The organism is Listeria grandensis, assembly GCF_014322885.1.
GTDB classification, from domain to species: Bacteria; Bacillota; Bacilli; order Lactobacillales; family Listeriaceae; genus Listeria_A; species Listeria_A grandensis.
Window position 1 is genome coordinate 1 of the sequence record NZ_JAASUG010000011.1, and the last position, 26,075, is coordinate 26,075.

The 26,075-nt window shown below is 42.1% G+C and carries 29 protein-coding genes; 17 read left to right on the forward strand and 12 right to left on the reverse strand.

The genetic code is table 11. From position 1 onward, the window contains the following. Positions 1-343: 343 nt before the first annotated feature. From HCJ54_RS12970 to yugI, 4 genes are all read right to left on the reverse strand, one after another. Complete coding sequence (locus HCJ54_RS12970; RefSeq protein ID WP_187137956.1) at positions 344-1,102, reverse strand: DeoR/GlpR family DNA-binding transcription regulator; 759 nt, start codon at positions 1,100-1,102, stop codon at positions 344-346. Positions 1,103-1,207: 105 nt separating this feature from the next. Further along, positions 1,208-2,557: a glucose-6-phosphate isomerase gene (locus HCJ54_RS12975; protein ID WP_187138015.1), complete on the reverse strand. Its 1,350-nt coding sequence runs from the start codon at positions 2,555-2,557 to the stop codon at positions 1,208-1,210. 82 nt (positions 2,558-2,639) lie between these two features. Then, positions 2,640-3,053 carry an NUDIX hydrolase gene (locus tag HCJ54_RS12980; protein ID WP_185526413.1) on the reverse strand — a complete coding sequence of 138 codons (414 nt, stop codon included), beginning with the start codon at positions 3,051-3,053 and terminating at the stop codon, positions 2,640-2,642. 161 nt (positions 3,054-3,214) lie between these two features. After that, positions 3,215-3,577, reverse strand: a complete 363-nt coding sequence (yugI, locus tag HCJ54_RS12985; RefSeq protein WP_185410162.1) for a S1 domain-containing post-transcriptional regulator GSP13 — start codon at positions 3,575-3,577, stop codon at positions 3,215-3,217. 148 nt (positions 3,578-3,725) lie between these two features. Between yugI and HCJ54_RS12990 the strand changes: the two genes are divergently transcribed. The 3 genes from HCJ54_RS12990 (at position 3,726) to HCJ54_RS13000 (ending at position 6,740) form a co-directional block, all read left to right on the forward strand. Then, complete coding sequence (locus tag HCJ54_RS12990; protein ID WP_187137957.1) at positions 3,726-4,886, forward strand: MalY/PatB family protein; 1,161 nt, start codon at positions 3,726-3,728, stop codon at positions 4,884-4,886. Between the two features lie 73 nt (positions 4,887-4,959). Next, the gene (locus HCJ54_RS12995) at positions 4,960-6,060 is read left to right on the forward strand and encodes an ABC transporter permease (protein WP_187137958.1); all 1,101 of its coding nucleotides are present in this window, start codon (positions 4,960-4,962) and stop codon (positions 6,058-6,060) included. After that, positions 6,060-6,740 carry an ABC transporter ATP-binding protein gene (locus HCJ54_RS13000; protein ID WP_036067318.1) on the forward strand — a complete coding sequence of 227 codons (681 nt, stop codon included), beginning with the start codon at positions 6,060-6,062 and terminating at the stop codon, positions 6,738-6,740. Before HCJ54_RS12995 ends, HCJ54_RS13000 begins: the two co-directional genes overlap by 1 nt. 159 nt (positions 6,741-6,899) lie before the next feature. Here the strand turns inward: HCJ54_RS13000 and HCJ54_RS13005 are convergent, their stop codons facing one another. After that, a complete protein-coding gene (locus HCJ54_RS13005) occupies positions 6,900-7,208 on the reverse strand; it encodes a PTS sugar transporter subunit IIB (RefSeq protein WP_036067319.1) in 309 nt (102 codons plus the stop codon). 240 nt (positions 7,209-7,448) lie between these two features. Next, a complete protein-coding gene (locus tag HCJ54_RS13010) occupies positions 7,449-8,036 on the reverse strand; it encodes a peptidylprolyl isomerase (RefSeq protein WP_187137959.1) in 588 nt (195 codons plus the stop codon). 235 nt (positions 8,037-8,271) lie between these two features. Here HCJ54_RS13010 and HCJ54_RS13015 point away from each other — a divergent pair, with 235 nt between their 5' ends. The 8 genes from HCJ54_RS13015 (at position 8,272) to mnhG (ending at position 15,788) form a co-directional block, all read left to right on the forward strand. Further along, complete coding sequence (locus HCJ54_RS13015) at positions 8,272-9,480, forward strand: lmo2377 family MFS transporter (RefSeq protein WP_187137960.1); 1,209 nt, start codon at positions 8,272-8,274, stop codon at positions 9,478-9,480. 332 nt (positions 9,481-9,812) lie between these two features. Next, positions 9,813-12,221, forward strand: a complete 2,409-nt coding sequence (locus HCJ54_RS13020; RefSeq protein WP_187137961.1) for a Na+/H+ antiporter subunit A — start codon at positions 9,813-9,815, stop codon at positions 12,219-12,221. After that, on the forward strand, positions 12,208-12,630 hold the full coding sequence (locus tag HCJ54_RS13025; RefSeq protein ID WP_036067322.1) for a Na(+)/H(+) antiporter subunit B: 423 nt from the start codon (positions 12,208-12,210) through the stop codon (positions 12,628-12,630). Before HCJ54_RS13020 ends, HCJ54_RS13025 begins: the two co-directional genes overlap by 14 nt. Further along, a complete protein-coding gene (locus tag HCJ54_RS13030) occupies positions 12,631-12,978 on the forward strand; it encodes a Na(+)/H(+) antiporter subunit C (RefSeq protein WP_185347200.1) in 348 nt (115 codons plus the stop codon). After that, positions 12,971-14,455 carry a Na+/H+ antiporter subunit D gene (locus HCJ54_RS13035; protein ID WP_149024058.1) on the forward strand — a complete coding sequence of 495 codons (1,485 nt, stop codon included), beginning with the start codon at positions 12,971-12,973 and terminating at the stop codon, positions 14,453-14,455. The genes HCJ54_RS13030 and HCJ54_RS13035 overlap by 8 nt, the downstream gene beginning before the upstream one ends. Before the next feature lie 7 nt (positions 14,456-14,462). Continuing rightward, positions 14,463-14,939 carry a Na+/H+ antiporter subunit E gene (locus tag HCJ54_RS13040; protein WP_185390185.1) on the forward strand — a complete coding sequence of 159 codons (477 nt, stop codon included), beginning with the start codon at positions 14,463-14,465 and terminating at the stop codon, positions 14,937-14,939. Beyond that, positions 14,939-15,226: a Na(+)/H(+) antiporter subunit F1 gene (locus HCJ54_RS13045; RefSeq protein ID WP_036067406.1), complete on the forward strand. Its 288-nt coding sequence runs from the start codon at positions 14,939-14,941 to the stop codon at positions 15,224-15,226. Before HCJ54_RS13040 ends, HCJ54_RS13045 begins: the two co-directional genes overlap by 1 nt. Beyond that, positions 15,210-15,788 (forward strand): monovalent cation/H(+) antiporter subunit G, encoded by a 579-nt coding sequence (mnhG, locus tag HCJ54_RS13050; protein WP_187137962.1) that lies wholly within the window; start codon positions 15,210-15,212, stop codon positions 15,786-15,788. The genes HCJ54_RS13045 and mnhG overlap by 17 nt, the downstream gene beginning before the upstream one ends. Positions 15,789-15,837: 49 nt before the next feature. Here the strand turns inward: mnhG and menI are convergent, their stop codons facing one another. Next, positions 15,838-16,212, reverse strand: a complete 375-nt coding sequence (gene menI / locus HCJ54_RS13055; RefSeq protein ID WP_185526402.1) for a 1,4-dihydroxy-2-naphthoyl-CoA hydrolase MenI — start codon at positions 16,210-16,212, stop codon at positions 15,838-15,840. Positions 16,213-16,370: 158 nt separating this feature from the next. Between menI and HCJ54_RS13060 the strand changes: the two genes are divergently transcribed. Both HCJ54_RS13060 and HCJ54_RS13065 read left to right on the forward strand, forming a co-directional pair. Then, positions 16,371-16,847: a divergent PAP2 family protein gene (locus tag HCJ54_RS13060; RefSeq protein WP_221638795.1), complete on the forward strand. Its 477-nt coding sequence runs from the start codon at positions 16,371-16,373 to the stop codon at positions 16,845-16,847. Between the two features lie 114 nt (positions 16,848-16,961). Then, a complete protein-coding gene (locus HCJ54_RS13065; RefSeq protein WP_187137963.1) occupies positions 16,962-18,656 on the forward strand; it encodes an LPXTG cell wall anchor domain-containing protein in 1,695 nt (564 codons plus the stop codon). 62 nt (positions 18,657-18,718) lie between these two features. Here HCJ54_RS13065 and HCJ54_RS13070 read toward each other — a convergent pair whose 3' ends face one another. Continuing rightward, complete coding sequence (locus HCJ54_RS13070; protein WP_185410182.1) at positions 18,719-19,933, reverse strand: NAD(P)/FAD-dependent oxidoreductase; 1,215 nt, start codon at positions 19,931-19,933, stop codon at positions 18,719-18,721. Positions 19,934-20,217: 284 nt separating this feature from the next. Between HCJ54_RS13070 and HCJ54_RS13075 the strand changes: the two genes are divergently transcribed. Together HCJ54_RS13075 and HCJ54_RS13080 are read left to right on the forward strand one after the other, a co-directional pair. After that, the gene (locus tag HCJ54_RS13075) at positions 20,218-21,213 is read left to right on the forward strand and encodes an NAD(P)/FAD-dependent oxidoreductase (RefSeq protein WP_036067329.1); all 996 of its coding nucleotides are present in this window, start codon (positions 20,218-20,220) and stop codon (positions 21,211-21,213) included. A 231-nt stretch (positions 21,214-21,444) separates the two neighbouring features. Then, entirely contained in the window at positions 21,445-22,071 is a 627-nt protein-coding gene (locus HCJ54_RS13080) for an SDR family oxidoreductase (RefSeq protein ID WP_187137964.1), read from the forward strand. Between the two features lie 57 nt (positions 22,072-22,128). Here the strand turns inward: HCJ54_RS13080 and HCJ54_RS13085 are convergent, their stop codons facing one another. Together HCJ54_RS13085 and HCJ54_RS13090 are read right to left on the reverse strand one after the other, a co-directional pair. Continuing rightward, positions 22,129-22,362, reverse strand: coding sequence for a YuzB family protein (locus tag HCJ54_RS13085; protein WP_187137965.1), 234 nt, complete (start codon positions 22,360-22,362; stop codon positions 22,129-22,131). An 18-nt stretch (positions 22,363-22,380) separates the two neighbouring features. Continuing rightward, positions 22,381-22,704, reverse strand: a complete 324-nt coding sequence (locus HCJ54_RS13090) for a YuzD family protein (RefSeq protein WP_187137966.1) — start codon at positions 22,702-22,704, stop codon at positions 22,381-22,383. 432 nt (positions 22,705-23,136) lie between these two features. On the opposite strand from HCJ54_RS13090, the gene HCJ54_RS13095 reads away from it, so the two are divergent. Continuing rightward, positions 23,137-23,373 (forward strand): NifU family protein, encoded by a 237-nt coding sequence (locus tag HCJ54_RS13095; RefSeq protein WP_185410188.1) that lies wholly within the window; start codon positions 23,137-23,139, stop codon positions 23,371-23,373. Positions 23,374-23,423: 50 nt separating this feature from the next. After that, positions 23,424-23,924 carry a phosphatidylglycerophosphatase A family protein gene (locus tag HCJ54_RS13100; RefSeq protein WP_187137967.1) on the forward strand — a complete coding sequence of 167 codons (501 nt, stop codon included), beginning with the start codon at positions 23,424-23,426 and terminating at the stop codon, positions 23,922-23,924. 23 nt (positions 23,925-23,947) lie between these two features. On the opposite strand, the gene HCJ54_RS13105 is transcribed toward HCJ54_RS13100, so the two are convergent. Next, positions 23,948-25,246: a hemolysin family protein gene (locus HCJ54_RS13105; protein WP_187137968.1), complete on the reverse strand. Its 1,299-nt coding sequence runs from the start codon at positions 25,244-25,246 to the stop codon at positions 23,948-23,950. 64 nt (positions 25,247-25,310) lie between these two features. Next, on the reverse strand, positions 25,311-26,075 hold the full coding sequence (locus tag HCJ54_RS13110; RefSeq protein ID WP_342354467.1) for a TIGR01457 family HAD-type hydrolase: 765 nt from the start codon (positions 26,073-26,075) through the stop codon (positions 25,311-25,313).

A 26,075-nucleotide genomic window follows, 5' to 3' on the forward strand; every position in this document is an offset into this window, starting at 1 on the left:
CCGTCCTGTGATTCTTACCCGAAAACATGACTGTCTTCTTGGTTTTATCTTTGTTTCTGTTCAGTTTTCAAAGGTCAATCTCTCGTTCGCTTTCATCTAGCAGCGACCTTCTTATAGTATCATTAGGGCTAATCTTTGTCAACACTTTTCATCTTCTTTTTGAATAAAAGTTTAAATGTTAATTTCGGATCACATTTAGTATGAAATGCTTGATAATCCTTTGCTATTAGCGGTTTTTTTGATCTCGTATAAGAGGCACGATAACTAGAATACCATGTATATTACACAAACGCAATAGTATTTTGCAAATTTATTTATAAATATTTATTTACTTGTATATTCTTTAGGTTGTATGGATAATAACGCCCTGCTCTAAAAAGCGAGCCTTTAATGAAGAATCTAATTCATCTCCTGTTATTATACTCGTAATATCACCCAAGTCGGCGTATTTATACAACGAGATTCTTCCAAACTTAGTGTGATCTGTTACTAAGAATACTTCTGTTGCAGAGTGTAACATTTGGACTTTTGCTGGTACTAGGTACTCATCGTAATGCATGAGGCCTTTTTCTAGATCGATTGCTGGTGTCGTGACAAATGCTTTATGGACGTGGAGATTGCGCAGTGTTTCTTCTGTGATCATACCGTTTAACATATAAGTTGCGGGATATAGAACGCCACCCGTAATAATGACCTTGATAGAGGAGTGCCGCAAAATTGCCGCTACATTGATGTCATTCGTAATTACGGTCAATTTGGTGCGATCCTTGATAGCTCTAGCGATGTGCCCTGTCGTTGTGCCTGAATCAAGTATGATCGTGTCTCCTTCTTCGATAAGTGATGAGGCATAAGAGGCAACGCGTTGTTTCTCTTCATACTGTACTTCTTCTCGTTTTTGAAAATCAGGTTCAGAGATAATCTTTTCTTCTATCATGACACCGCCGTGTGTTCGTTTTAGTTTTTGCTCGTTTTCTAGCGTATTTAGGTCTCTACGAATGGTGACTTCATGAACTTGAAAGTGGCGAGCCAATTCGCTTACACTTACAATTCTTTTGTTTTTCACGTAATTTAAGATCGCTTGTTTGCGCTCAATGGAAAGCATCTTTTTCTCCCTTCTCGCTGTAAAATTTGCTAAACCTCTATTTCCAAAATAAAAAATCTGCGTGGCACTTCCGGATTATTGGAGGTTTCACGCAGATCTGTCGTATTATTTCAAACGTTTTTCGAGTTCTGCCTTCATTTCTTCATAGCCAGGTTTACCTAACAAGGCAAACATGTTAGCTTTATACGCTTCTACACCAGGTTGGTCGAATGGATTAACCCCATTTAAGTAACCACTTACGCCAACTGCGATTTCAAAGAAGTATACTAGATAGCCGAATGAATAGGCATCGAGTGTCGGCACTTCTACAACGAAATTCGGAACATCGCCGTCTGTATGCGCTAATAAGGTCCCTTGGAAAGCTTTATCATTTACGTAATCTACCGTTTCGCCAGCAAGGTAGTTCAGACCATCCAGATCGTTATCTTCTTTATTGATTGTGATTTCATGACGGGATTTGCTTACTTTAACCACCGTTTCAAAAATGTTACGGCGCCCTTCTTGAATGTATTGACCAAGTGAGTGTAAATCCGTGGAGAAGTTAGCGCTGGACGGGTAGATTCCTTTTTGGTCTTTCCCTTCGCTTTCGCCAAACAATTGTTTCCACCACTCGTTGAAATATTGTAGACCTGGCTCATAGTTGATAAGTAATTCTGTGACTTTGCCTTTACGATATAGTACATTGCGGGCTACTGCGTATTGATAGGCAATATTTTTAGATAGCTCAGGACTACTGAAGTCAGCACGTGCTGCGTCAGCACCTTTCATCATTGCTTCAATATCCACGCCACTTGCTGCGATCGGTAGTAAGCCGACTGCAGTTAAGACAGAGAAACGACCCCCGACATCATCCGGTACAACAAATGTTTCGTATCCTTCTGAGTTCGATAGCTCTTTTAAGGCACCTTTGGCTTTGTCCGTTGTTGCATAAATACGCGACTTCGCTTCTTCTTTGCCATATTTCTTCTCTAAAAGTTCTTTGAAAACACGGAATGCGATCGCTGGTTCCGTTGTTGTTCCTGATTTTGAGATGACGTTAACAGAGAAATCTTTGCCATCAATCACGTCAATGAGATCATGCAAATAGCTAGAACTAATGCTGTTTCCTGCAAAAAAGACTTGCGGCGCTTGGCGTTTTTCTTTGTCTAATACGTTATAGAATGCATGGTTTAGCGTCTCAATCGCCGCACGGGCACCAAGATATGATCCGCCAATACCGATGACAATCAGAACTTCAGAATCTGCTTTGATTTTGGCTGCTGCTTTTTGAATGCGAGTAAATTCTTCTTTATCGTAATCACGAGGTAAGTTGATCCATCCTAAATATTCGTTACCTGCGCCAGTGCCATTATGTAGTGCCTCATGCGCCGCTGTGACAGCTGGTTGTAAATAGTCGATTTCATGTTGCTCGAAAAATTTCAATGCGTTTGAATAATCAAATTGAATATGTGTCATCATTTTCCCTCCAAATTATTAGTGCATATTTATAGTACCTACTTTATAACAACTGTCCTCATTTAGCAAGAATAGTGCCATCCTAGTTCTCTTGTGGCAATATATACGGAACTCCGCTTTCTAATACAAGTTTATTTAGCGCGACGTCTTGTTCTTGTAGCAGGTCATCTGCTTGTGGAATCGAGGTCCACCGCGCATGAAAAACGCTGTCATCTTTTTCAACGGTTAAAAAATCACCAGTCGCTGTTGCTTTGTAGACAAATAGGCAAACATGCTCCCATGCGGTTCTGCGTTCCTTCACGTAAAGCAAACTGTCAATTTGGCAATCGACACTGGTTTGTTGTTTTACTTTTGAAATTAGCGCTTGTTCTAGTGTTTGATCCGTTTCTACTCTGCCACCTGGGAACGCCCATTTTAAATCGCGATTTTTCACGAGTAGAATATCATCCTTTTTTTCATTGTAAATAAATCCCTTTACTAACAAAACCCTTTTCATGAACAAACCTCCCTTAAGATCTTATATTTAAAATTATCTAAAAATTCAAACCCGCAGAGCAATCATTAACTATGTTGTCTAAAATGTTTGTTAATTAAAATTAGAAAGCCTTATGATTAGGAAACTCCCAGTGAAGCGAAGTCTCCATAGGCTCATGATTATTACTTATCTGCTTTGTCTACCCATTCTTGTAGCTTGTCACGCAATGTGTTGAAGCCTTCGTCTGGACCTGATGACATTTGTTGTGGTGCGCGCTTTGGTTCTTGTTTTGTTTTGGCTGGTGCTTCTTCTGTTGCGCGGATAGATAAGCTGATTTTATTTGTTTCACTATTGATTTCTAGAATTTTGACTTTTACCTCTTGACCTACTTCTAGAAATTCATGTACATCCTTTACAAATCCGTGATGGATTTCTGAAATGTGTACCAATCCTTGTGTCTTGTCATCCAATGCAACAAATGCGCCGTAACCTTGAATGCCAGCCACCTTCCCTGTAATAATATCGCCAACTTTAAATTCACTCATCATATACCCTACTTTCTCACTTTCAATAATTACAAATTATATCACTACGCCTTTAAATACACAATTATTAGATTTGATTCGTTCATCGTTTCGCATGAGATTATGATACAATGGGACTGAAATGTGTATTTTCAAGGAGGATTTTGTGATGAGTCATTTTGATGAAGTAATCCCGCGTATTGGGACAAACAGCGAGAAATGGGACGATGTAAAAAATTTATTTGGAACGGAAAATGTGATTCCGATGTGGGTGGCGGACATGGATTTCAGCCCGCCTTATGCTGTTCATCAAGCTTTTCAAAAGTTGCTGGATCATGGGGTTTTTGGCTATTCGATGACGCCTCCTGGACTAAAGCCTAGTATTATAAATTGGTTGGCTACGCGGCATCATTATCAGGTCGATGAATCGGATATTTTTCTAAATGCTGCGGTTGTTCCTTCTATATCTATGGCGATCCGTTCCTTGACGCAAAAAGGGGATGCGGTTTTGATGCATTCGCCTGTGTATCACCCGTTTTTCTTAGTGACTGCGCAAACAGAGCGAGTTGTTACTTTGACGCCACTCGTTTATGAAGATGGTATGTATCAAGTGGACTGGGCGGATTTCGAGGAAAAGATTCAACATGTGGAGTTGTTTATTCTTTGTAATCCGCATAATCCTGGTTGTCGTAGTTGGACCCCTGTGGAACTTGCAAAAATGGTGGCGCTTTGTGAGCGTTATGGTGTGCCGATTATTTCGGATGAGATTCATTCGGACTTGACGATGCCTGGTGTGACGCATACGCCGCTTGCTATCGCTGCTCCTGATTATGAGGCGCAAATCGTTACATTGATGGCACCAACAAAGACTTTCAACTTGGCTGGAATGAAGGCCTCTTTCTTTATTACGACAAATCCTGAATTCCAGAAAAAATTTGATTATGAGGCGAAATATACGTCGCGCCCAGAAATTAACTCTTTTGGAGCAGTTGGAATGGAGGCGGCTTACCGAGATGGCGCTTCATGGGTGGACGAATTGCGCGATTATATTTTCGCGAACTATCAATATACAAAGGCCGAGATCGAGACGCATTGTCCGCTAGTCGGCGTAACAAAGCTTGAGGCTACATATTTAATGTGGTTGGATTGCCGAGCATTAGACCTAGATGACAAAACACTCTATCAAAATTTAATTGATGCCGGTGTCGGTGTTCAAATGGGTTCTGATTTTGGTGTCGCAGGTTCCGGTTTTGTTCGTTTAAATATTGCTTGTCCGAAAGAAACACTGCAAAAAGGTGTTGCTTGCTTGATAAACGGCTTGCAGAAATGATGATGGTCGGTTTTTCACGATTTATTTGTTATACTTAGTATAGAAATTTAAAAGACAAGGAGTTGGGGAATATATGTTTTTAGGACTTCGTGAATTGCTTTATTCGAAGTTACGTTATTTTTTAGTAACGGGGATTATGATTTTGATTGTCTTATTATCCTTATTTTTATCGGGGCTCGCGAATGGTTTGGCGTATGATAATGCTTCTTCGGTCGCAAACAATGATGTGCCGTATTATGTTTTAGCTAAAGATGCGCAAGGTAAAGTGGAACGTTCGCTTTTCCCTGAATCAGATTTAGCGGGGATTAAAGATGGTAAGAATGTGAAAGACGCTGCGGTTCTTGGTCAATCGATGCAGACGCTAAAACGCGCGGATGATGGTAAGAAATTCAGTATGGCAGTCTTCGCGATTACGCCAGGTAGTTTTTTGGAGCCGAAAGTGACGTCTGGTTCACAGATGAGCGTGACAAAACCGGATGGCGTTATTTTAGACGCCTCGCTAAAAGGTGATTTAAAAGTCGGCGATGTGCTAGAAGACGATATTTTAAATAAACAAATGACGGTGATTGGTTTTGCGAAAGATCAGAAATATAGCCATGCTCCAGTTGTTTATATGAATATGGCGGTTTGGCAGTCCATAAATCCAAGCCTTTATCACCAAAAAATCCCGCAAACAAGTACTGTCGCTATCCTTGCTAAGGACGCGGATAAAGATGTTTCTATCGGTAATAAAGATTTGACGGTCATTTCGCATAAAGACTTCCTAGATCAGATACCTGGTTATTCCGCGGAGCAAATGACGCTAAACATGATGATCTTCTTCTTGATCGTGATCGGTGGCTTCATTTTGACAGCTTTCTTCTATATTATGACATTACAGAAAACAGGCCAATTCGGTATTTTGAAGGCGCTTGGAACGAAAACGAGTTACCTTGTGATGAGTGTTGTCTCGCAGGTCATATTGATTTCGGTTATCAGTATCGGGATTAGTATCGCTGCGACGGCTGGCCTTTCAACCATCATGCCTGACGCGATGCCGTTTCGCTTAACTGGCTGGACGATGACGCTTTACAGTCTCCTATTTTTCGCCGTAGCAGTTATCGGTTCGCTTTTATCACTCATCAAAATTGCTAAAGTAGACGCGCTGGACGCGATTCGGGGAGGCGATCAATAATGACAGCTCTTTTAAAATTTGAAAATGTAACAAAAACGTATCCATCCGGGCCAACGACGATTCACGCATTGCGCGAAACCAACTTCGAAGCTAATGCTGGGGAATTGATTGCAATTGTTGGACCTTCTGGCTCTGGTAAAAGTACCTTTTTATCGTTAGCTGGGGCGCTACTGACGCCAACATCTGGAAAAATTGCCATCAACGGTAAAGTCATTAGTGATCTTTCAAAAAAAGCGCAGACGGAATTACGTCTATCGGAAGTCGGATTCATTTTCCAGGCAGCGCATCTTGTTCCCTATTTGAAAGCACAGCAACAACTTGAGTTTATCGGCAAATTGGCTGGGCAAGAAAAACAAGATGTAGCAAAGAAAAGTGAAGCCTTGCTTACACAGCTCGGACTCGGCGATCGCTTGCATTTTTATCCGAAAGATTTATCTGGTGGGGAAAAACAACGGGTGGCGATTGCGCGCTCGCTGATTAATGAACCAGCTGTGATCTTAGCGGATGAGCCTACAGCGAGTCTTGATTCTACTCGTGGTCGTGAAGTGGTGGAGTTGCTTCGAGCTGAAGTGAAGGACCAACAACGTGCGGTCATTATGGTAACACACGATGAGCGGATGCTTGATATGTGCCATCACGTTTATCGGATGCTTGATGGTATTTTAACAAAAGATATATAGATCGCAACAAAGCGATACGCCTCACTACCAAATGAGATGTATCGCTTTTTTGTTTATGGAGTAATCGGACTGAATCCGCCCATCTTTATTTAAAAGCGCAAAAAAAGCTGGAATCAAGATTGGCGAATGCCTTTCTTAACTCCAGCTTTGATTCATTTATTATTCGCCCATCAATTTTAGAGCGTGATCAAGTACTTTCTCACCGTTCATTGTACCGTAAGCTGTCATGTCGATAACATCCACTGGAACACCTTTTGGTTCAGCCAATTTATCAACCGTTGATTTTTGGTAACGAACTTGAGGGCCAAGCAATACAACGTCCGCTGTATCAATAAGTCCATTGATTTCAGAGATAGAATACGCAGCAATTGTCGCTTCTAATCCCTTTGCTTCTGCTGCTTTTTGCATTTTTGTTACTAATAAACTTGTAGACATTCCTGCCGCACATACTAATACGATATTTTTCATCAAAAATCTTTCCTTTCGATTTTAGGGTGGCTTACTTTTGCTATACGTACATTATACCACTATACAGCGTTTACACAAGACTGAACTCTGCACGCGCGCCGAGAAATGCTTAGTTCCTAGGAAAAAGCGAGTCCCGAAGCGGGGCGTATTTGTGTACGAGAGCATCGGAACAGAGCTTTTAACGACGCAAATGAGCGTTTCTCGACGCGCGTGGGTTTGGTGAACAAGTCTGGGTGCTTTTTATAGGATGGTGATTTTGTCGATGGTTACGTCATGGACTGGTTTATCTTGGGCGCCTACGCTTACGGACTGTATTTCGTCTACTACATCCATACCTTCTACTACTTGGCCGAATACTGTGTGGCGTCCGTCTAAATGAGGGGTTCCGCCTGCTTTGTACGCTTCGATTACTTCAGCTGGGAATCCTGCGCCTTCCATTTGTTTTGCCATCTGTGGGTGCAAATTCTTATTTGTAACGATGAAAAATTGGCTACCATTTGTTCCTGGGCCTGCGTTTGCCATGGATAGGGCTCCGCGCATATTGAATGCGTTTGGTGAGAATTCGTCTTCAAATGGTTCTCCCCAAATGCTTTCGCCGCCGTAGCCTGCGCCTTCTGGATCGCCACCTTGAATCATGAAATCAGCGATAACACGGTGGAAAATGATACCTTCATAGTAGCCGTTTTCTGCGTGTGTTAGGAAGTTTTCTACTGCTTTGGGTGCGATTTCTGGGAATAGCTTGATTTTGATTGTCCCACGGTTTGTTTCCATCGCGATTAATTTTTCGTTCGCTGCTACTTCTTTTGTTAATTGTGGATAGTATGTCATTTTTTAAATCTCCTTTTTTACTTTTAGTTGACTGCTCTTATTTAAACCAGATTATGAGTAGGTTCACAAATACAGCGAGTACATATATACATAATAAACTAGCCGCGCCCCAAATAACAATTTTTTTGACCATGGTGCCTCCTCTTTCTTAGAGCGTTTATTTTTGTTTCTGTCCTTCTTTATTCTATAATGTAATTAGCTTTTTGGAAACTAATAAGGAATAGAGATGGTTTTTATGTCAGTAAAAAAACGGAATTTATACATTTTAATGGTAGCAAATTTGCTAATTTCGGCCAGTACGACGATGATTATGCCTTTCTTATCGCTGTACATTGAAACATTTGGAGATTATAGTGAGGCCTATGTGCAACGCTGGGCTGGGTATATTTTTGGGGTGACTTTTTTAGTCGCTTTTATTTTTTCACCGATCTGGGGACGAATTGGGGATAAGTACGGCTTTAAGAAAATTTTGATGTTTACGGCTTTTGGGATGAGTCTTAGTATTTTCCTCATGGGTTATGCTCATTCTGTTACATATATGATGATTTTGCGGATTTTCATGGGGGTTGTGACTGGATTTATTGGGATTTCGAATGCCTTTATTGCGCGACAAACGGATCGAAATGAGGCTGGAAAAGTGCTTGGGACATTGCAACTCGGTGGTGTGACGGGGATGCTATTTGGTCCGCTACTCGGTGGGGCTCTGGCTGACTTTTTCGGATTTTCCAGTACGTTTATTATTACGGGGATCGCGATTTTTATTGCCGCACTGCTTGTCACGTTTGGCTTAAAAGAAGTTCGGCCAGATTTAGCAGATGCAAAAAAAGTAACTTATTCACGCCGAGAAGTCTTGAAGCATATCTTCCAATTGCGGGTTTTGATGATGGTCATGATTATTTCATTGCTCATTCAGGTGGCAAATTTTAGTGTACAACCGCTTCTAGCACTTTATGTTGGGGAGTTGACGCATACAGATAATGTGGCATTACTTTCAGGACTTGCTTTTTCTGCGGCTGGCTTCGGGAACTTGGTGATGACGCGAAAATGGGGTCAGCTCGGCGATAAGTATGGCTATGAGAAAATTTTGAACATCTTGCTCATTTTAGCGGCCTTATTTGTTTTGCCACAAGCTTTTGTGCCCAACTTATGGTTGTTTATCCTATTCCGCTTTTTATTCGGGATTGCAATCGGCGGAATGGTTCCTTGTGCAACGGCGTATATTCGATTGGCTGCACCTGGTCAGATGCAAGGCGAGATGCTTGGATATAACCAAAGTGCACGCTTTCTCGGGAACGTCATCGGTCCAATTCTCGGCGGTACGATGGCAGGTTTTGTAGGGATGAGTAATGTGTTTGTTTTTACGAGCTTCATGTTTGTCGTCGCGTTTGTATTGCTGTGGTTTAGTTTGAAGTCTGACCGCAAACGTCATGTGAATGTGGATTAATTTATTCATTTTTTACGGATCAGTAATCTTTTTTTATTATTTATTTTTCAGCTTTCTTCATATTTATAGCATTCGAAAAATATCATCTGTTTCACACGCTAATCAAGTTTCTCCCCTTTTTTTCATACAAATAAGTATGCTATAATAAAAATTGTGGCAAACAACGCGTGTTCTATGTCTTCATTTACAAATCTAGACATCTCCACGAACACAGAATCACACCCTATTTTTAATCTTCGGGTTTTCATGTTTAAGCTTTACATAAGCTTTTATCCATAATCGTGATGTTTCGTCATATTTAAAATTATATCTTCATCAAGGAGGGAGAACGTTTGTCATTTCTACACCTCGCCATTTTCTTGCCATTTCTCATGGCTATGTTAATTCCCATTTTCTATAGGTGGACCAAACAACTGCATACTGGATGGATCGTATTGCCGATTCCTGTCATTTTATTTATATATTTTTTGACGTTTATTCCGCAGACGATGGATGGGGTTGTTACACAAACGATGCCTTGGATTCCATCACTTGGTATTAATTTCACCGTCGTTGTTGATGGACTTAGCTTATTATTTGCTTTGCTGATTACAGGGATTGGGTCGCTTGTCACGTTTTACTCTATTTTCTACTTAGGTAAAAAGAAGGAGCGTTTAAACAATTTTTATGCATTTTTGTTTATTTTTATGACTGCGATGCTCGGCGTTGTGCTGAGTGATAATTTAGTTGTATTGTATTTATTCTGGGAGATGACTTCGATTAGCTCATTCCTATTGATTGGATACTGGTATCATCGGGAAAGCTCGCGTTATGGCGCGCGAAAGTCGTTGCTTATTACTGTATTCGGGGGCTTGATGCTACTCGGCGGCATTCTATTATTGCACGTGATTACTGGCTCGTTCTCGTTACGGGAAATTATTTCGGAGGCGGCGCTTGTTCAGAATAGTTCGCTCTTTATTCCGGCCATGATCTTTATTCTGCTCGGAGCGTTTACAAAATCGGCGCAAGTACCATTTCACATTTGGTTGCCGGATGCAATGGAAGCTCCGACGCCGGTCAGTGCGTATTTGCATTCTGCGACGATGGTCAAGGCTGGCATTTATTTAGTCGCTCGGTTTACGCCTCTTTTTGCGGTGTCGGGGGCTTGGTTTTGGACGATCTCGCTTGTTGGGATTGTGACGCTATTCTGGGGTTCGATTACAGCAACGAAAAAACAAGATTTGAAAGCAATTTTAGCGTATTCGACAATTAGTCAGCTTGGGTTAATTATGACGCTACTCGGAGTTGGGGCGGCTGCACTTCATTTCGATTCTTGGAGTGATGACATTTATATTGGTGCGCTTGTGGCTGCTGTGTTCCATCTGTTTAACCACGCCACGTTTAAAGGTAGTTTGTTCATGATGGTCGGTATTGTCGATCATGAGACAGGGACGCGTGATATTAAGCGTCTTGGTGGTTTGATGCGAATTATGCCGATCACAGCTACGATTGCCTTTATTGGAACGTTTGCAATGGCTGGTTTGCCACCGTTTAATGGCTTTTTGAGTAAGGAAATGTTTTTCCAAAGCATGGTCGATGTGACATCGCTTAATCTGTTCCAGGCCGAAACATGGGGAGTTGTACTTCCTGTCATCGCATGGATTGGGAGCATCTTCACCTTTGTTTACAGCATGATTATTTTCTTCAAAACCTTTGGTGGTAAATTCAAACCGCATTTGTTACCTAAGAAACCACATGAAGCTCCTATTGGATTATTACTACCACCGATGATTCTAGCGGTACTCGTTGTGATTACAGGGATTTTCCCGAATCTCATCGCAAAACCGCTACTAGAGCCTGCGGTAAAATCGATTATGCCATCACTTTATGGAACGGATTATTCGATTCACATTAGTTTCTGGCATGGTTTGACGATGGCGCTATGGATGACATTTGGTGTAATTATTCTTGGTATCTTACTTTATAAAACAGCAACTTGGTGGAAACCGTTTATCACAGAGAAAGTTCCGGCGTTTTTCCGCTGGGGCAAGGCGTATGACAATAGTCTGTACTACATGGAACAAGGCTCATATCGCTTTACATTATGGGTGATGACGGGTTGGCTACGAACGTATTTGAACTATATGTTGACGGCTTTCATTATTTTGATGTTAGGTACAATTTTTATGACGGATGCGCTAAATTTCGATATTTCGACGATTTCGCGTGTGACGATGATGGACTATGTTTTAGTGTTTGTCGTGATGGTAACACTAGTCGGTATTGTATTTTCAAAGTCACGTATTACTTCGATTATTTTGCTTGGGGCGATGGGCTACACCATTAGTATTTTCTTCATCGTGGCCAGAGCGCCTGACCTTGCTTTGACTCAACTCGTGATTGAAACGATTTCTGTTGTTCTATATCTGCTAGTCTTCTATCACTTGCCACAGTTTAGTAATATTGAGGAAAAGCCGAAATGGCTCTCTGTCAAGACGTTTATTAGTGTCGGTGTCGGTTTAGTCGTCTTCTTGATTTCACTTTCAGCCTATGACACGACATTTTACGACTCGATTTCGCAGTACTACATTGATAACACGTATACAAAAGCGGCTGGGAAAAATATCGTCAACGTGATTCTCGTCGATTTCCGTGGCTTCGATACGTTGTTTGAAACGGCCGTGCTTGCGATTGCATCGATTGGTATTTTTGGAATGATAAAATTACGGTTAGCTAGGAGGGAAAAAAATGAAAACAAATGACGTATTGTTGCGTAATGTCACTAAAGTTGTTGTCTTTATTATTTTCCTGTTCTCGTTGCATCTGTTTCTAGCTGGGCATTATAATCCTGGTGGTGGGTTCGTCGCTGGCCTCATTTCGGCGGGCGCAGTCACGCTGACACTGATTGCTTACGATACGCAAACCGTGAAAAGTATGTTAAACATTAATACAATCATGATGACTGGTGTTGGTTTATTATTTGCGGTTGGCACCGGCATGATTGGTATTATTTCTGGTGATCCATTTTTGACGCATAAATTTGGTCATGTGGATTTGCCGATTATTGGAGACACTTCGCTTCACACGGCGACAATTTTTGACCTAGGTGTTTACTTGGTCGTTGTTGGTGTGACGCTGACGATAATTCAGTCGATTGGGGAGAGTGACTAAATGGAACTACTGATGTCAATATTAATTGGACTCATGTTTATGGCCGCTACCTACCTCATTCTTTCAAAAAGTTTGTTGCGTATTATTCTTGGGACGGCGATCTTAAGTCATGGCGTCAACTTGCTGATCCTGACGATGGGCGGCCTGAAAAAAGGGAAAGCCCCTCTGCTGGATACACCAGGGCTCCCAGCTTACAATGACCCTTTGCCTCAAGCCCTGATTCTAACGGCGATTGTTATCAGTTTTGGTGTGACGGCGTTCTTCCTTGTTCTTGCTTATCGGGCCTATCAAGAGCTCGATAGCGAAAGCGTTTCTAAGACAAGGGGGCATGAATCTGATGATGAGTAATCTTGTTTTAATGCCAATCCTAATTCCGTTTTTTGGAGCGATTTTCTTGATGCTCTTACCACGAAAAGTGATGGTGCAACGGACGATCGCTCTGATTACAAGCGTCGTACTTATTTTGGCTAATATTTACCTCGTTTATTACGTCTATCAAAATGGCATCGTGGCTGTGACGCTTGGTAATTGGCCCGCACCGTTCGGCATTTCGATTGTCGGTGATATGCTAGCTATCTTGCTAGTAACAACGACGAGTTTGATTCTGTTCAGCACACTTCTTTATTCGTTCTATTCTATCGGAAAGCCACGCGAACGCTTTTTATATTATCCATCGGTGCTATTCATGATCGTAGGTGTCAACGGTTCCTTTTTGACCGGCGATATTTTTAACTTGTTTGTATTCTTTGAAGTGATGTTGATGGCCTCTTACGTCTTGCTCGTTTTAGGTGGGACAAAGGTTCAGCTGAAGGCAACCGTGAAATATTTGTTGATCAACGTGATTGGCTCGGCATTTCTTGTTATGGCAATCGCTCTGCTCTACTCGATGATTGGTACGCTTAATATGGCGGATATTTCGCAAAAGATCGCCAACATTCATGGCGGAAATACCGGAATGATAACAGTTGTTGCTGTGCTTTTCTTGTTTGTATTCGGCCTAAAAGCAGGGATTTTTCCGCTTTACTTCTGGTTACCAGGTTCCTATTTTGCACCACCGATTCCTGTACTTGCATTGTTTGGTGGGTTGCTTACAAAAGTCGGCGTCTATGCAATTATTCGTGTCTACACGCTGTTCTTCTATAACGAAACTAGCTTTGCGCTTCCACTCCTGTCCACGCTTGCTATCATCACAATTGTGCTCGGCGTGATTGGAGCGATTAGTTATTACGATATGAAAACAATCATGATTTATAACATTTTGATCGCGGTCGGTGTAATTTTATTTAGCGTCTCACTCATGACCCGCGAAGCCATGACTGGTGCGATCTTCTATCTCATTCATGACATGCTGATTAAGGGAACGCTTTTCCTTGTCATCGGGGTTATTATCGCCATCACAGGCTTTTCGAGTATCAAAAGATTCAGTGGCTTGATGAGCGTGAAACCATCGCTTGGCTGGACGTTCTTTATCGGCGCACTCGGTTTAGCTGGTATTCCGCCACTCAGCGGTTTTATCGGCAAACTACTAATTGTCGAAGGCGCGTTTGCTGTACAGCATTACGTTGGTGGCATCATCGTGCTACTTTCTAGCCTATTCGTTCTCCTTTCGATGATTAAGATTTTCTCCAAAGGGTTCTGGGGCGAGAAAAAAGGCACGTTTACATTAGATATTCCATACCGAAAAATGATGGTACCCGTCTTGATTTTACTCGCGATTTCCGTCGCTTATGGTATCTTTTCAGAAGGTATGTACCCGCTTATTGACAAAGCGGTTGATCCATTAGTTGACCCATCGATTTATATTCAAGCGGTACTGGGGGAGTGATGCAAAAATGGCGTTTCAATTAATTATCAATATTATCCTTGCCTGTTTGTGGATGTTCCTGCAGTCAGCGTTTACGATAGGGACTTTTATCCTCGGTTTTATTATTGGGATTTTCCTCCTCTTCTTCATGCGCCGCTTCCTTGGATCTCGCTTTTATATTTGGCGGATTTTGGCGCTTGTGAAATTGATTTTTAACTTTTTCAAGGATTTAATTATATCAACCGTGATGGTAGCACGTATTGTTTTGAAAAAAGATATGAACATCAGACCGGGAATTTTCCGTTATGAAACAACACTGGAAACCGATTGGGAGGTTACTATGTTGGCGATCTTGATCACGCTAACACCAGGGACGCTCTCCATCGATATCTCTGATGATTACAAAGCAATTTATGTGCATTCCCTTCATGTTCCTAATATCGAAGAAGAAATCGCGACCATTCGTAAATCCTATGAAGGCGCGATTATGGAGGTGTTCCATTGATTATTATAACGGCTGTGCTCTCCATTGCTCTGTTTATGTATTCTATTTCGATTTTCCTATATCTATATCGTATCTTAAAAGGACCGACAACATCCGATAAAGTTGTGGCGCTAGATTCGATTGGGATGAACTTAGTAGCCATTGTAGCACTTCTCTCGATGTTACTTGACACAAGTGCGTATTTAGACGTTATTCTCCTGATCGCCCTCTTAGCCTTCATTGGAACCGTCTCCTTCGCTAAATTTATAGAGAAAGGTAAGGTGATTGAACGTGAACGTGATAATTGAGATTATTATTTCGATCATGATTTTAATCGGTGCCTCGCTCAGTATTTTAGCTGCGATCGGCGTCATTCGCCTTCCCGATGTCTACACGCGAACACATGCAGCAGGCATTAGCAATACGTTTGGCGTGAGTCTACTTCTTTTTGCAACCGTTGGGTATTTTTTCCACACCGGTGAAGGTTTCAATGCACGTGTGCTTCTAGCGATCCTATTTATCTATTTAACAACTCCGATTGCCTCTCACTTGATCAACCGTGCGGCTTACGATACTGGTGTGCCCCTGGCGATCCGTATTCGCGACCAACTCCGTTCCGTGAAAAAAGACGATATCAAAAAACGGAAAAATGTTATTATCAAGCAAGAACAACTGGAACGTGCCCGTCAAGAACGTGAAGAACTTGAAGAACAACTTGATTGGGAATTACGCGATGAGAAAATTGAGGAACGTGAAGAATTAGAGGACATCGCTCGTGAGAAAGAAGAAACATTGATCGAGCTCGAATCCGATGATTCCGAACAAGAGATTATCGAACTTGATGAAGAAGAAAAAGATAAAAAAGAATAGCTAAGACGCCATGTCCCAAGAAAAATCATTGTGGACATGGCGTTTTTTATCAACGTTTTAATTTAACTGCTAAGGTACACCTGCTAATGCAAAGAAGTCTATCCTCCGCTTCTTCGCTACGGACCTCCACTTGCCAGACGTGCGTTGTTCGACCGATATGAATCGGTGTCGCTGTAGCAAGCACATAGCCATCTTGTACCGATGAAATGTGATTGGCGTTTATCTCTAACCCAAATACTATTTCCTCCGCACTCACATGCTTTGTGGCGGCTATACTAGCTGTTTGTTCCGCAAGCGCCACAGATGCCCCGCCATGCAAAAAACCGAATGGCTGCCGCGTCTTCTCATTCACTGGCATTCTCACAGTTGCAAAATCTTCCGTTAGTTCTACCAATTCCATTTCCAAATAGTCACCTAAACTCATCTTTTCTCGCTCCCTCTCCACGCATGCCCGTTATTTTTCTATTATATCGGAAACACCGACTTATTTCTAATGAATCCTCTGACAAAAAAGGTTTCCCCTCCCTACTCTTGTGGTACAATACTAGTATATAACTGTTTACTAAGGAAGAGGAGATCGCCATGTTAATCAATGTACCTTTAATCGCTTCGCTTATTGCTATTTTTTTCGCGCAATTTGTCAAAGTTCCGATTCATTTGCTCGTTTATCGCAAGCTACAATGGGGCTTAATGTTTTCAACGGGAGGTATGCCTAGCTCGCATTCCGCAGCAGTAACGGCGCTGATGACGACACTTGCTATCACTTATGGAATCGATTCTCCTTACTTTGCAATCGCTGTTGTATTTGGAATCATTGTCATGTTTGACGCAACGGGGGTTAGACGCCAAGCGGGAGAACAAGCTGTGGCGCTCAACCGACTCGCTCGCGATTTTCATGAATTTGTACAGCATGCCAAAGGACTAACGGAACCCGGTCAAGAAGAAAAGCAGAAACATCTAAAAGAAATGCTTGGCCATAAACCAATGGAAGTTTTCTTCGGTGCTTTGACAGGGATTGCGATTGGCTTTCTTGTAGATTACTTATTTGGAATGTTATAGGATGTGAAAGACGGTCTGGTTTTTAGGATCGTCTTTTTATTGCGCTCGTTTTGATCGTTACTTTGGAGGGTAGTTATATGACATGATAGCAATTTATTATGGGAGTTGAGACATATGTTAAAAGGGAAACTTGGCTGGCTCGCGGTTACTATTCTTTTTTTAGTGAGCTTATTCGGCACGATAAAGGCGGAAGCAACGTCTAATTTTGACGCTAATAATTGGCAAATATCGTGGTTGATCAAAAATGCAGATTTTGAAATGGTGGATATCGAGGACTATGGAAGATCTGCCGGTGCAACCAATGTTTGGTATGTGAATCAAAAAGGGGTTGATGCTTGGGGAACTTCTAACCCTTCTGAAAATATTGAAGTATGGCAAAATGGGAACAGCGAGGGGATTCCTGCTTATTCTGGTACAAATTTTGTGGAGCTAAACTCGGATGGGCCAGGGGCTGTGTACCAAGATATTAAAACGATTCCAGGCACTACGCTTACTTGGAGTTTTGCCCATCGTGGTCGTGGTGGCGTTGATACCGCAGAACTATTGATAGGGGCTCCTGGGAATTTGACGCCTATTTTTTCTGCAACGGATGGTGAATCTTGGGGAAATTATTCTGGATCTTATGTTGTGCCTGCAGGTCAAACACACACTCGGCTTACTTTTGCGCCGATTTCCACGTCTAGTGGTAATTTGACGATTGGTAATTTCTTAGATGATATCAATTTATATATTGATATTGCTGGTGCGCAACTTGGCGATTACGTTTGGCATGATGAGAACGGAAATGGTGTACAAGATAGTGGCGAGCCGGCTACACCTGGTGTAGAAGTTCAGTTATATGATAAGCTGGATGCATTGGTTGGAATCCAAACGACGGATAATCTTGGCGGCTATTTGTTCACGGGACTCCTTCCTGGTGATTATCGGGTCGTTTTCGTAAATCCTGATCCCAATCATTATACCTTTACGAAACAAGGAATCGGTAATAAGGATACGAACTCCGACCCTAACAAAGACGGCATTGCAAAAGTCAACATACCGACGATTCGATCACATGTACTAGCTGTTGATGCCGGATTAACAACGCTCGGATCTGCGATTATTCAAAAAACAGATGGTACAAAAAACTTGGCTGGTGCTCATTTTGATGTGATAGATAGCGATGGGCTAACCGTGACGAATGTGACGACAGATGCAAACGGGATCGCCGTCGTTCACGGGTTAATTCCGGATCAATATGTTGTGAAAGAGACGGTGGCTCCGACAGGCTATCAATTACAACCCTCAGCAACTCCACTCACGATCGTGTATGATCAGGCGACACCTGTAGAGATCAGCGTCGTCAATCATTTGATAACAGGAGCTCTAACGGTACACAAGATAGGGGATCAGGGTCAGTCACTAGCAAACGCTACATTCAATGTCACAACTAAAACAGGCAAAGAAATTGGTAAATTAACAACAAACAGTAATGGCTTAGCGACACTATCCAATCTTGTTCCTGGTGATTATTTGCTGACAGAATTAGCGGCACCAAAGGGTTATCAACTTAATGAAAATGCGCTTCCGTTTACAATTCCATTTAACCCGACTGTAGCCGTAAACCTAACCGTGAAAAATACACCCATCCCAGACAGGCCAATAACGAATACTACTCCCAAGCCAAATACAACAAATCCCCCTGCTATAGAGGAACACGTCACACCTATTGATAAACTCCCACAAACTGGTGAGTCATCCAATATGCCACCCTTAGTTATCGGTATATTCCTACTAGCAAGTGGCTATTACCTCCTTTCACGTAAATAAAAAAATAGAGCCAAGAGATAACGCATGATGCGCTTTCCTTTTGGCTCTATTTTTGTGCGTGCTTATTTATAGAACTTAAATTTACCTTTATTCATCATAACGCCAGTGCCACCAATTTGGTATAATGCACGGTCATCGATGACTTTTTTCATAACAGATGCTGGATAGCCTTTTAAGCTTCTGCCCATGACAACACCGATAGCATCGTTGTCTCCGATAGAACATACCGTACCTTTTTCGTGGTATACGAATGGTGCTAATTCTGTCGTATATCCTTTTACCAATTTGGCAAGATTCACCGCAGCGATATCTGCTTGTTGCATTGCAATTTGCGCTGTTGGTGGGTACGGACGATCATTCTCAGGGTTAATCATTAACGAGCAGTCCCCAATGATCAAAATTTCTTCGTTGCCTGGAACTGTCAAATCGTCGTTTACTTTCACACGACCACGACCGGCTTCAAATCCAGATGCTTCGATAACGCTATTTCCGCGGACACCGGCAGCCCAGATAACAGTCGCTGCTTTGATTTCCACATCTTCTGTTTCGCTTTTCGCATATTTAATACCGTCTGCTGTAGCTTCCTTCACTGGCGTTCCAACGTTGAATTCTACACCACGGTCTTCTAAAACGCCTACGCCATAGTCTACTAGTTTTGCATCGAATTGCGGCAACACTTTTGGTGAAGCTTCCATGCAAACTATGCGGACTTTTTCACGTGGTACGTCATATTTCTTCACAAGTTCTGGAATGCGGTTCGTTAGTTCCCCTAAGAACTCAATCCCCGTGAATCCAGCGCCACCAACAACGATTGTTAATAACTCATCGCGTTGTTCGGTTTTCCATTTAGCAAAACTACCTTCGATTTGAGCACGAATTTTCTTAACAGAATCAATGCTTGTAATCGTGTACGCGTATTCTTTCAAACCGCTAATACCAAAAGTTTCTGCTTCTGATCCAAGTGCAATCAGCAAGAAGTCGTACGAAATATCCCCTTTGTTCGTCAATGTTACTGTTTTGTCATCTTTGTTGATTTTCTCCACAGTATCTTGAATGAAAGTTGTTTTTGTGGGGTTGACTACTTTCGCGATAGGATACATTAGTTTTTCTGCGTCTAACGTTCCTGCGGCAGCTTCATGTAACCATGTTGTTTCATGATGATAGTCATTTTTGTTCACCAATACTAATTCCGCTTCAACATTCAATTGTTGCAACTTACGCAACGTTTTCAAGCCGCCATACCCAGCTCCCAGAATGACGATTTTTGGCTTACTCATCTGTATCACATCCACTTTCCCATTGTATTTTTCTCACAAAAAACTGCATCAGGTCAAAGCCTAATGACAATTATGTAGATTGCGCTTAAACATCTACGTCTCAAGAGGAAGGCAAAAAGCCCTCACCCTATATCTTAGCTCTTTCAATCCTTTTTTTCAAGAGAAGAAGCTCACAATGTGATAAAATTCTGAAAAGCTATTGCCATACTGTTTCTAGTGTTTTTATGGTAGAATGGTTTTGTTATGAAAATTCGAGAGAACATTTATTTATAGGAGGTTTTTTTGTGGACGATCAAACAAAAATTTATGATATAACGATTATCGGTGGTGGCCCTGCTGGACTATTCGCGGCTTTTTATGCGGGTATGCGAAAAGCAAACGTGAAAATTATCGAGAGCTTGCCTCAACTAGGTGGACAGCTTTCCACACTTTACCCCGAAAAATATATTTACGATATTCCAGGTTTTCCAAAGGTCCGCGCGCAGGAGTTAGTCAATAACTTGGTCGCTCAGATGAAGCCCTTTGAACCAACGATTTGCTTGGAGGAAGCTGTCGCAAGTGTTGAAAAACAGGCAGATGGCACGTTTGAAATTAGCACGAATCAAGATACGCATTACAGTAAAGCGATTATCATTACAGCTGGAAATGGTGCTTTCCAACCACGCCGTCTGGAACTGGATGACGCGTTACAATATGAAGGCAAGAATCTTCATTATTTCATTAATGATCTGAGCCGCTTTTCAGGGCGCCGCGTAGCCGTTTGTGGTGGTGGCGATTCTGCGGTAGACTGGGCATTGATGCTTGAGCCAATTGCGAAAGAAGTTTCTATTATCCATCGTCGCAATGCTTTTCGCGCTCATGAACACAGCGTCGAGAAGCTAGAACAGTCATCCATTATGATTAAAACACCATTTATTCCGACCGATATTATTGGTGATTCCGAGAAACTGACACAGATCGTTTTAGAAGAAGTAAAAGGCGATCGCAAAGAAGTGCTAGAAATTGATGATTTCATCGTGAACTATGGCTTTGTGTCCTCTTTAGGACCCATTAAAGAATGGGGACTTGATATCGAGCGTAATTCCATCGTCGTCAACTCCAAAATGGAGACGAATATTCCCGGTATTTATTCCGCAGGCGATGTGTGCACATATGACGGCAAAGTAAAACTGATTGCAACAGGGTTCGGCGAAGCACCCACCGCAGTAAACAACGCGATGAACTACATCGATCCAAAATCCAGAGTACAGCCAATGCACTCCAGCTCAATGTTTGACTAAAGTGCTGAAAAGAGCCCGTTAGCTCCGAAAAAATTGGTTAGGGGGCGCAGTGAAAACCCGCTTTTGGTTTTTATGGAGGCCACGAAAATTTCGAGGAGCTGGCTCTTGAAGCCGGATTTGATTGAAAAGCTGAGACAGCCCTGAAATAGGAAGGCAGTTGAACAACGTGAGACTGACAACCATGTGTTACTATTAATCAAAAATATCTAATCCTGGAAAGGAAGTTTTTATATGAACATATTGATAATAGGAGCCAACGGGCAAATCGGGAAACAAACCGTTGCAATACTGGCAAAAAACGCAAATTTCAAAGTCATAGCTATGATTCGCAAAGAAGAACAACGAGCGGCGCTTGAACAACTTGGCGCAAAAGTAATCATTGCCGATTTAGAAGATGACTTTAGTTCAGCCTATAGTGGCATCGATACTGTTATTTTCTCTGCCGGATCTGGTGGAAATACCGGTCCCGAAAAAACCATTGCAATCGATCAAGATGCAGCAATTAGAGCGGTCCAGTACGCTGAACAGTACGGCATTCCCCATTTTATCATGGTTAGTTCTGTCTGGGCGGATCAACCACAAAATGGCCCTGAATCACTTGAGCACTATCTAATCGCCAAAGGAAATGCTGATAAGGCGCTCCAACAAAGCCAGCTGAATTACACAATCGTGCGTCCTGTATTGCTCACAAACGAGCCGGCAACTGCACATATCAGTGAATACACAACAGGTCGCACGACTATTACTCGAGCCGATGTTGCCCATTTCCTCAGCACCCTTATCGATAATACCAAGACATATAAACAAACCTATACCTTTCAAAACGGTGATACACCAATCGATAACTTCATTAAATAAAAAATGAGGCTAGTTCCGAAGAGTGGCCATACTCTTTGGAACTAGCCTCATTTTCCATTAAAAAGGATTGTCCTCTAAAAATTGATAAATATTAGCAACCAATTCTGCAGGCGTCTCCCCACGCACTACCTCTCCGTCCACCAATGCGAACATGGAAGATGCGCATAAATCGCAATACGTCAGGCAATCATATTCAATCACATCAAGGTTCGCGTCCGCATCCAATGTATCCAATGCCTCCTGCGCGCCTGAAGCTAAATTATTCACACAAAATTCTACAATCGGATTCATGATTCCCTCCAATCCAATTTACGCTGGTTGATAGCCACGTTCTGTCATCATGGCATAAATATCCTTCAAACGCGGATTCCCCTCAGCGATGACCTCTCCGTCAATCACAATAACGGGATACATATAATCCTCTTCCACGATCATGGTGGCTATTCGCTTCCTGTCAGCTTCCTCTTGTGGCGCAAAAATATCGACATATTCCACTTGAAAAGACTGATCTGGAAATTTACGACCAATCGCTGCCCTGAGCCACTCCTCCGTCTCCTTAGAAGATGGAGAGCCAACACAGCTCGCACAAATATTCGATGACCCATAAACAAAAATTCTCGCTTCTTTTTCCATCTTTGCTCACCTCTCCCTTATTCTACAAAAAATAGGCTTTAAAAGCGAGTAAACCGGTTTCTTAATAGAATTATGAAACTATTTTGATATGTATTTGTTGACACTCTATTCTGTCTATATTATACTTATCTAAGTTACTTTAATGCGTTCAAGTAATGCATTGAGAAACTTTAACTTTGTTTGTTACCGTGCCTAATCCACACGGTCAACATAATAGTAACACTCCCTTTTTTTAGTCAGATTTACCCATCTGGCTATATAACTTGCCCCATTCCTTCTTGAGCCTTAGGAATGGGGCCTTGTTTTGTCTTATTCCCCTTTCGCTGTAGATTCCTTTACTGATGGAACACTATCACTTTCTTTTTTTGCCTATGCTGTTATAATAGTGAGTATAAGTGAGAATCATTCACAGTTAGGAAGGAGTCGAATGCCATGAATAGCGAGATGTATGCGGAAGTGGATACTGCTCTTAAGAAATTCAGACCTTTTTTAGTGCGGGATGGCGGCGACTATGAGCTTGTCGAAGTAACCCCCGATGGTATTGTAAAAATTCGTTTGTTAGGGGCTTGCGAAACGTGCCCAAGTTCAGATATGACATTAAAAATGGGAATTGAACTAACATTAGCAGAAAAAGTGATGGGATTCAAAGAGGTTGTACAAGTTTTTTAAGAGATAAAACCTGAGAAGGATAGTTTGGCGCGAAAGTAGGAGGAGACGGAATGGTTGAAAAACAAAGTGAACTAGAAAGAAAAGCACGGGAATGGCTGATTGAACGCGGTGTGACGATTGATGATATCGCGGATTTAGTATTATTCTTACAAAGACAGTACCATTCCGAGTTAGGTATTGATATTTGTCGCGATAACGTCGAGCGTGTTTTGCGCAAACGGGAAGTACAAAATGCCATTTTAACCGGTATTCAATTGGACGTCCTGGCTGAAGAAGGCAAGCTTGTGCAACCACTCCAAAATATTATCGATGCCGATGAAGGTCTTTACGGCGTCGATGAAATCCTGGCACTTTCGATCGTCAATGTGTATGGCTCGATTGGCTTTACGAACTACGGCTATATTGACAAAGTGAAGCCAGGAATTCTAGCTAAATTGAATGAGCACGATGGCAAACAAGTGCATACATTTTTAGACGATATCGTTGGAGCTATTGCAGCCGCAGCAGCTAGCCGATTAGCACATAGTTATCACGATGATATTTTAAAATAATATCAAGAAGCACCGCTCCCTTTTTAGAGTTGCGATGCTTCTTTTTTTATGACTTCGACAAGGCGGATCGAATTTTTATTCATGTTTTGAATATAAAAGCACCAGCCTGCCTCTTCTATACAATCACCGGTTTCAATATCGAATTGCTGATACAGAAGCCATCCAGAAAGCGTATGAACCCCAGGGCTAGAGAGCTCCACGCCTAGCGCTTCTTCCACCGAAACAAGAGGCTCATTCCCTTCCATGACAAAATGATTCTCCGCAACTTTACGTATACCTCGCGGCGTTGTAGCTTCCTCCATGTCACCAACAATAATCTCCATCACATCTTCCAATGTTACAAGCCCCGAGGTTCCACCATACTCATCCGTTAAAACAACAAACGTCTGCCCCTCCTGTTGCATTTTGAAAAGTAATTCCTGCAAGTTCATCCCTTCAAAAACCTGCATAATTGGCGTCATAAATTTTTCGATGGGATGGTCTAAAATAGTTAGATCTCGTCCGAGTCCAGCCATCACAGTGCTCACCTGTAGCATCCCCACAATGTGATCCTTATCTCGTTCCGCCGTTACCGGAAAAATATGGTACGTCTCGTTCGCCGTTAGTGCCAACAAATCCTGCACCGTCTCCGTTTTACTGATCGTTATCATCTTCGTGCGCGGAATCATGACCTCTTGCGCCGGTACATCATCTAATTTAAAAATATTCTGCATGTATCGAAACTCTTGTGGATTAAGCAATCCTTGCCGATAACTATCTTCTAAAATCACTTTTAGCTCGGTTGGCGTCATCCGATCCATATCCGTATCTGGCTTCACGCCAAACAAGCGCGTAATAAAATTGGCGGAATGATTGAGCAACCAATTCAACGGAAAAGTTATGTAATACCACCAAATAAGCGGTCGTGCAATGAGTAAAGCTACCTTTTCCGTGCTATGAATCGTAAATGTTTTCGGCGCTAACTCACCCAAGACCACATTCAAAAAGGTAATCAGAATAAAGGAGACAAAAATCGCGATCGGTCCTTCGATAGATGCGGGTACTGGTAACATATCAAACAGGGGCTGTAACCAACTTCGCATCGTCGCCTCCCCAACCCACCCCATGGCAAGAGCTGCTAATGTATTTCCTAATTGGCAAGCTGCAAGGTAGTCATTCATGTTCCTCGTCACTTGCACCACATATTTCGCGCGCGAATGACCACTTTCAACAAGTTGCAATACAGTTGGCCGGCGAATCGCCACAATAGCAAATTCACTTGCCACAAAAAACGCGGTCATGACGATTAAAAACATAACAAATATATCGTTAAAAACTGCCATATCCTAACACCCTTTCAGACAAGAAAAGACGGTTACCTTATTCCAGTCTCCGCCTCACGTTTCTTTATAATTCCCACTCTGCCAAATTCATAATGCGATGAATCGGTTGTATTTCTTTTGTCGCCAGTTGCTCTGGTGAAGTAAAGCCTGTGTGCACAATCAGCGTATCGATGCCAAACCTAATTCCCGCCAAAATATCAGTCTCATAGTTATCGCCAACCATGATGGCCCGTGATTTTTCCACACCGAGTTTTGCAATCGCCTGTTCCATAATAATCGCTTCTGGTTTGCCGATAAACGTTGGTTTCACGCCCGTTGCAAAAGCCACAACAGAAGTAATCGAGCCGTTTCCAGGTAACAAACCACGTTCGGTCGGTATCGCCGCGTCACCATTCGTTGAAATGAACATAGCTCCCGCACGAACTGCCATCGTAGCCGTCGCCAACTTCTCATAATTAATTTCACGGTCAATTCCCATCACGACAAAATCAGGATTCTCAGATGTTAGCGTAAAACCAGCTTTCTCAATTTCATGCCTTACACCCTCTTCGCCGATTAGATACACCGTTTTTCCACGTCCCTCTTGCTTCAACATGAATTCGGCTGTAGCTTGCGATGTCGTAAATACCTGATTCGTCGTTGCGGGAATATCAAATTTACGTAATGTCGCCGCCACCTGTTCCGGCGTTTTCGATGAGTTATTTGTCACATACAAATACGGAATATGGGCCTGGTCTAGCTTCTCAATAAATCCCTGTGCCTCAGGAATTGGCTCATTACCAAGATACATCGTTCCGTCCAAATCAATTAAATACCCATCATATTTCAC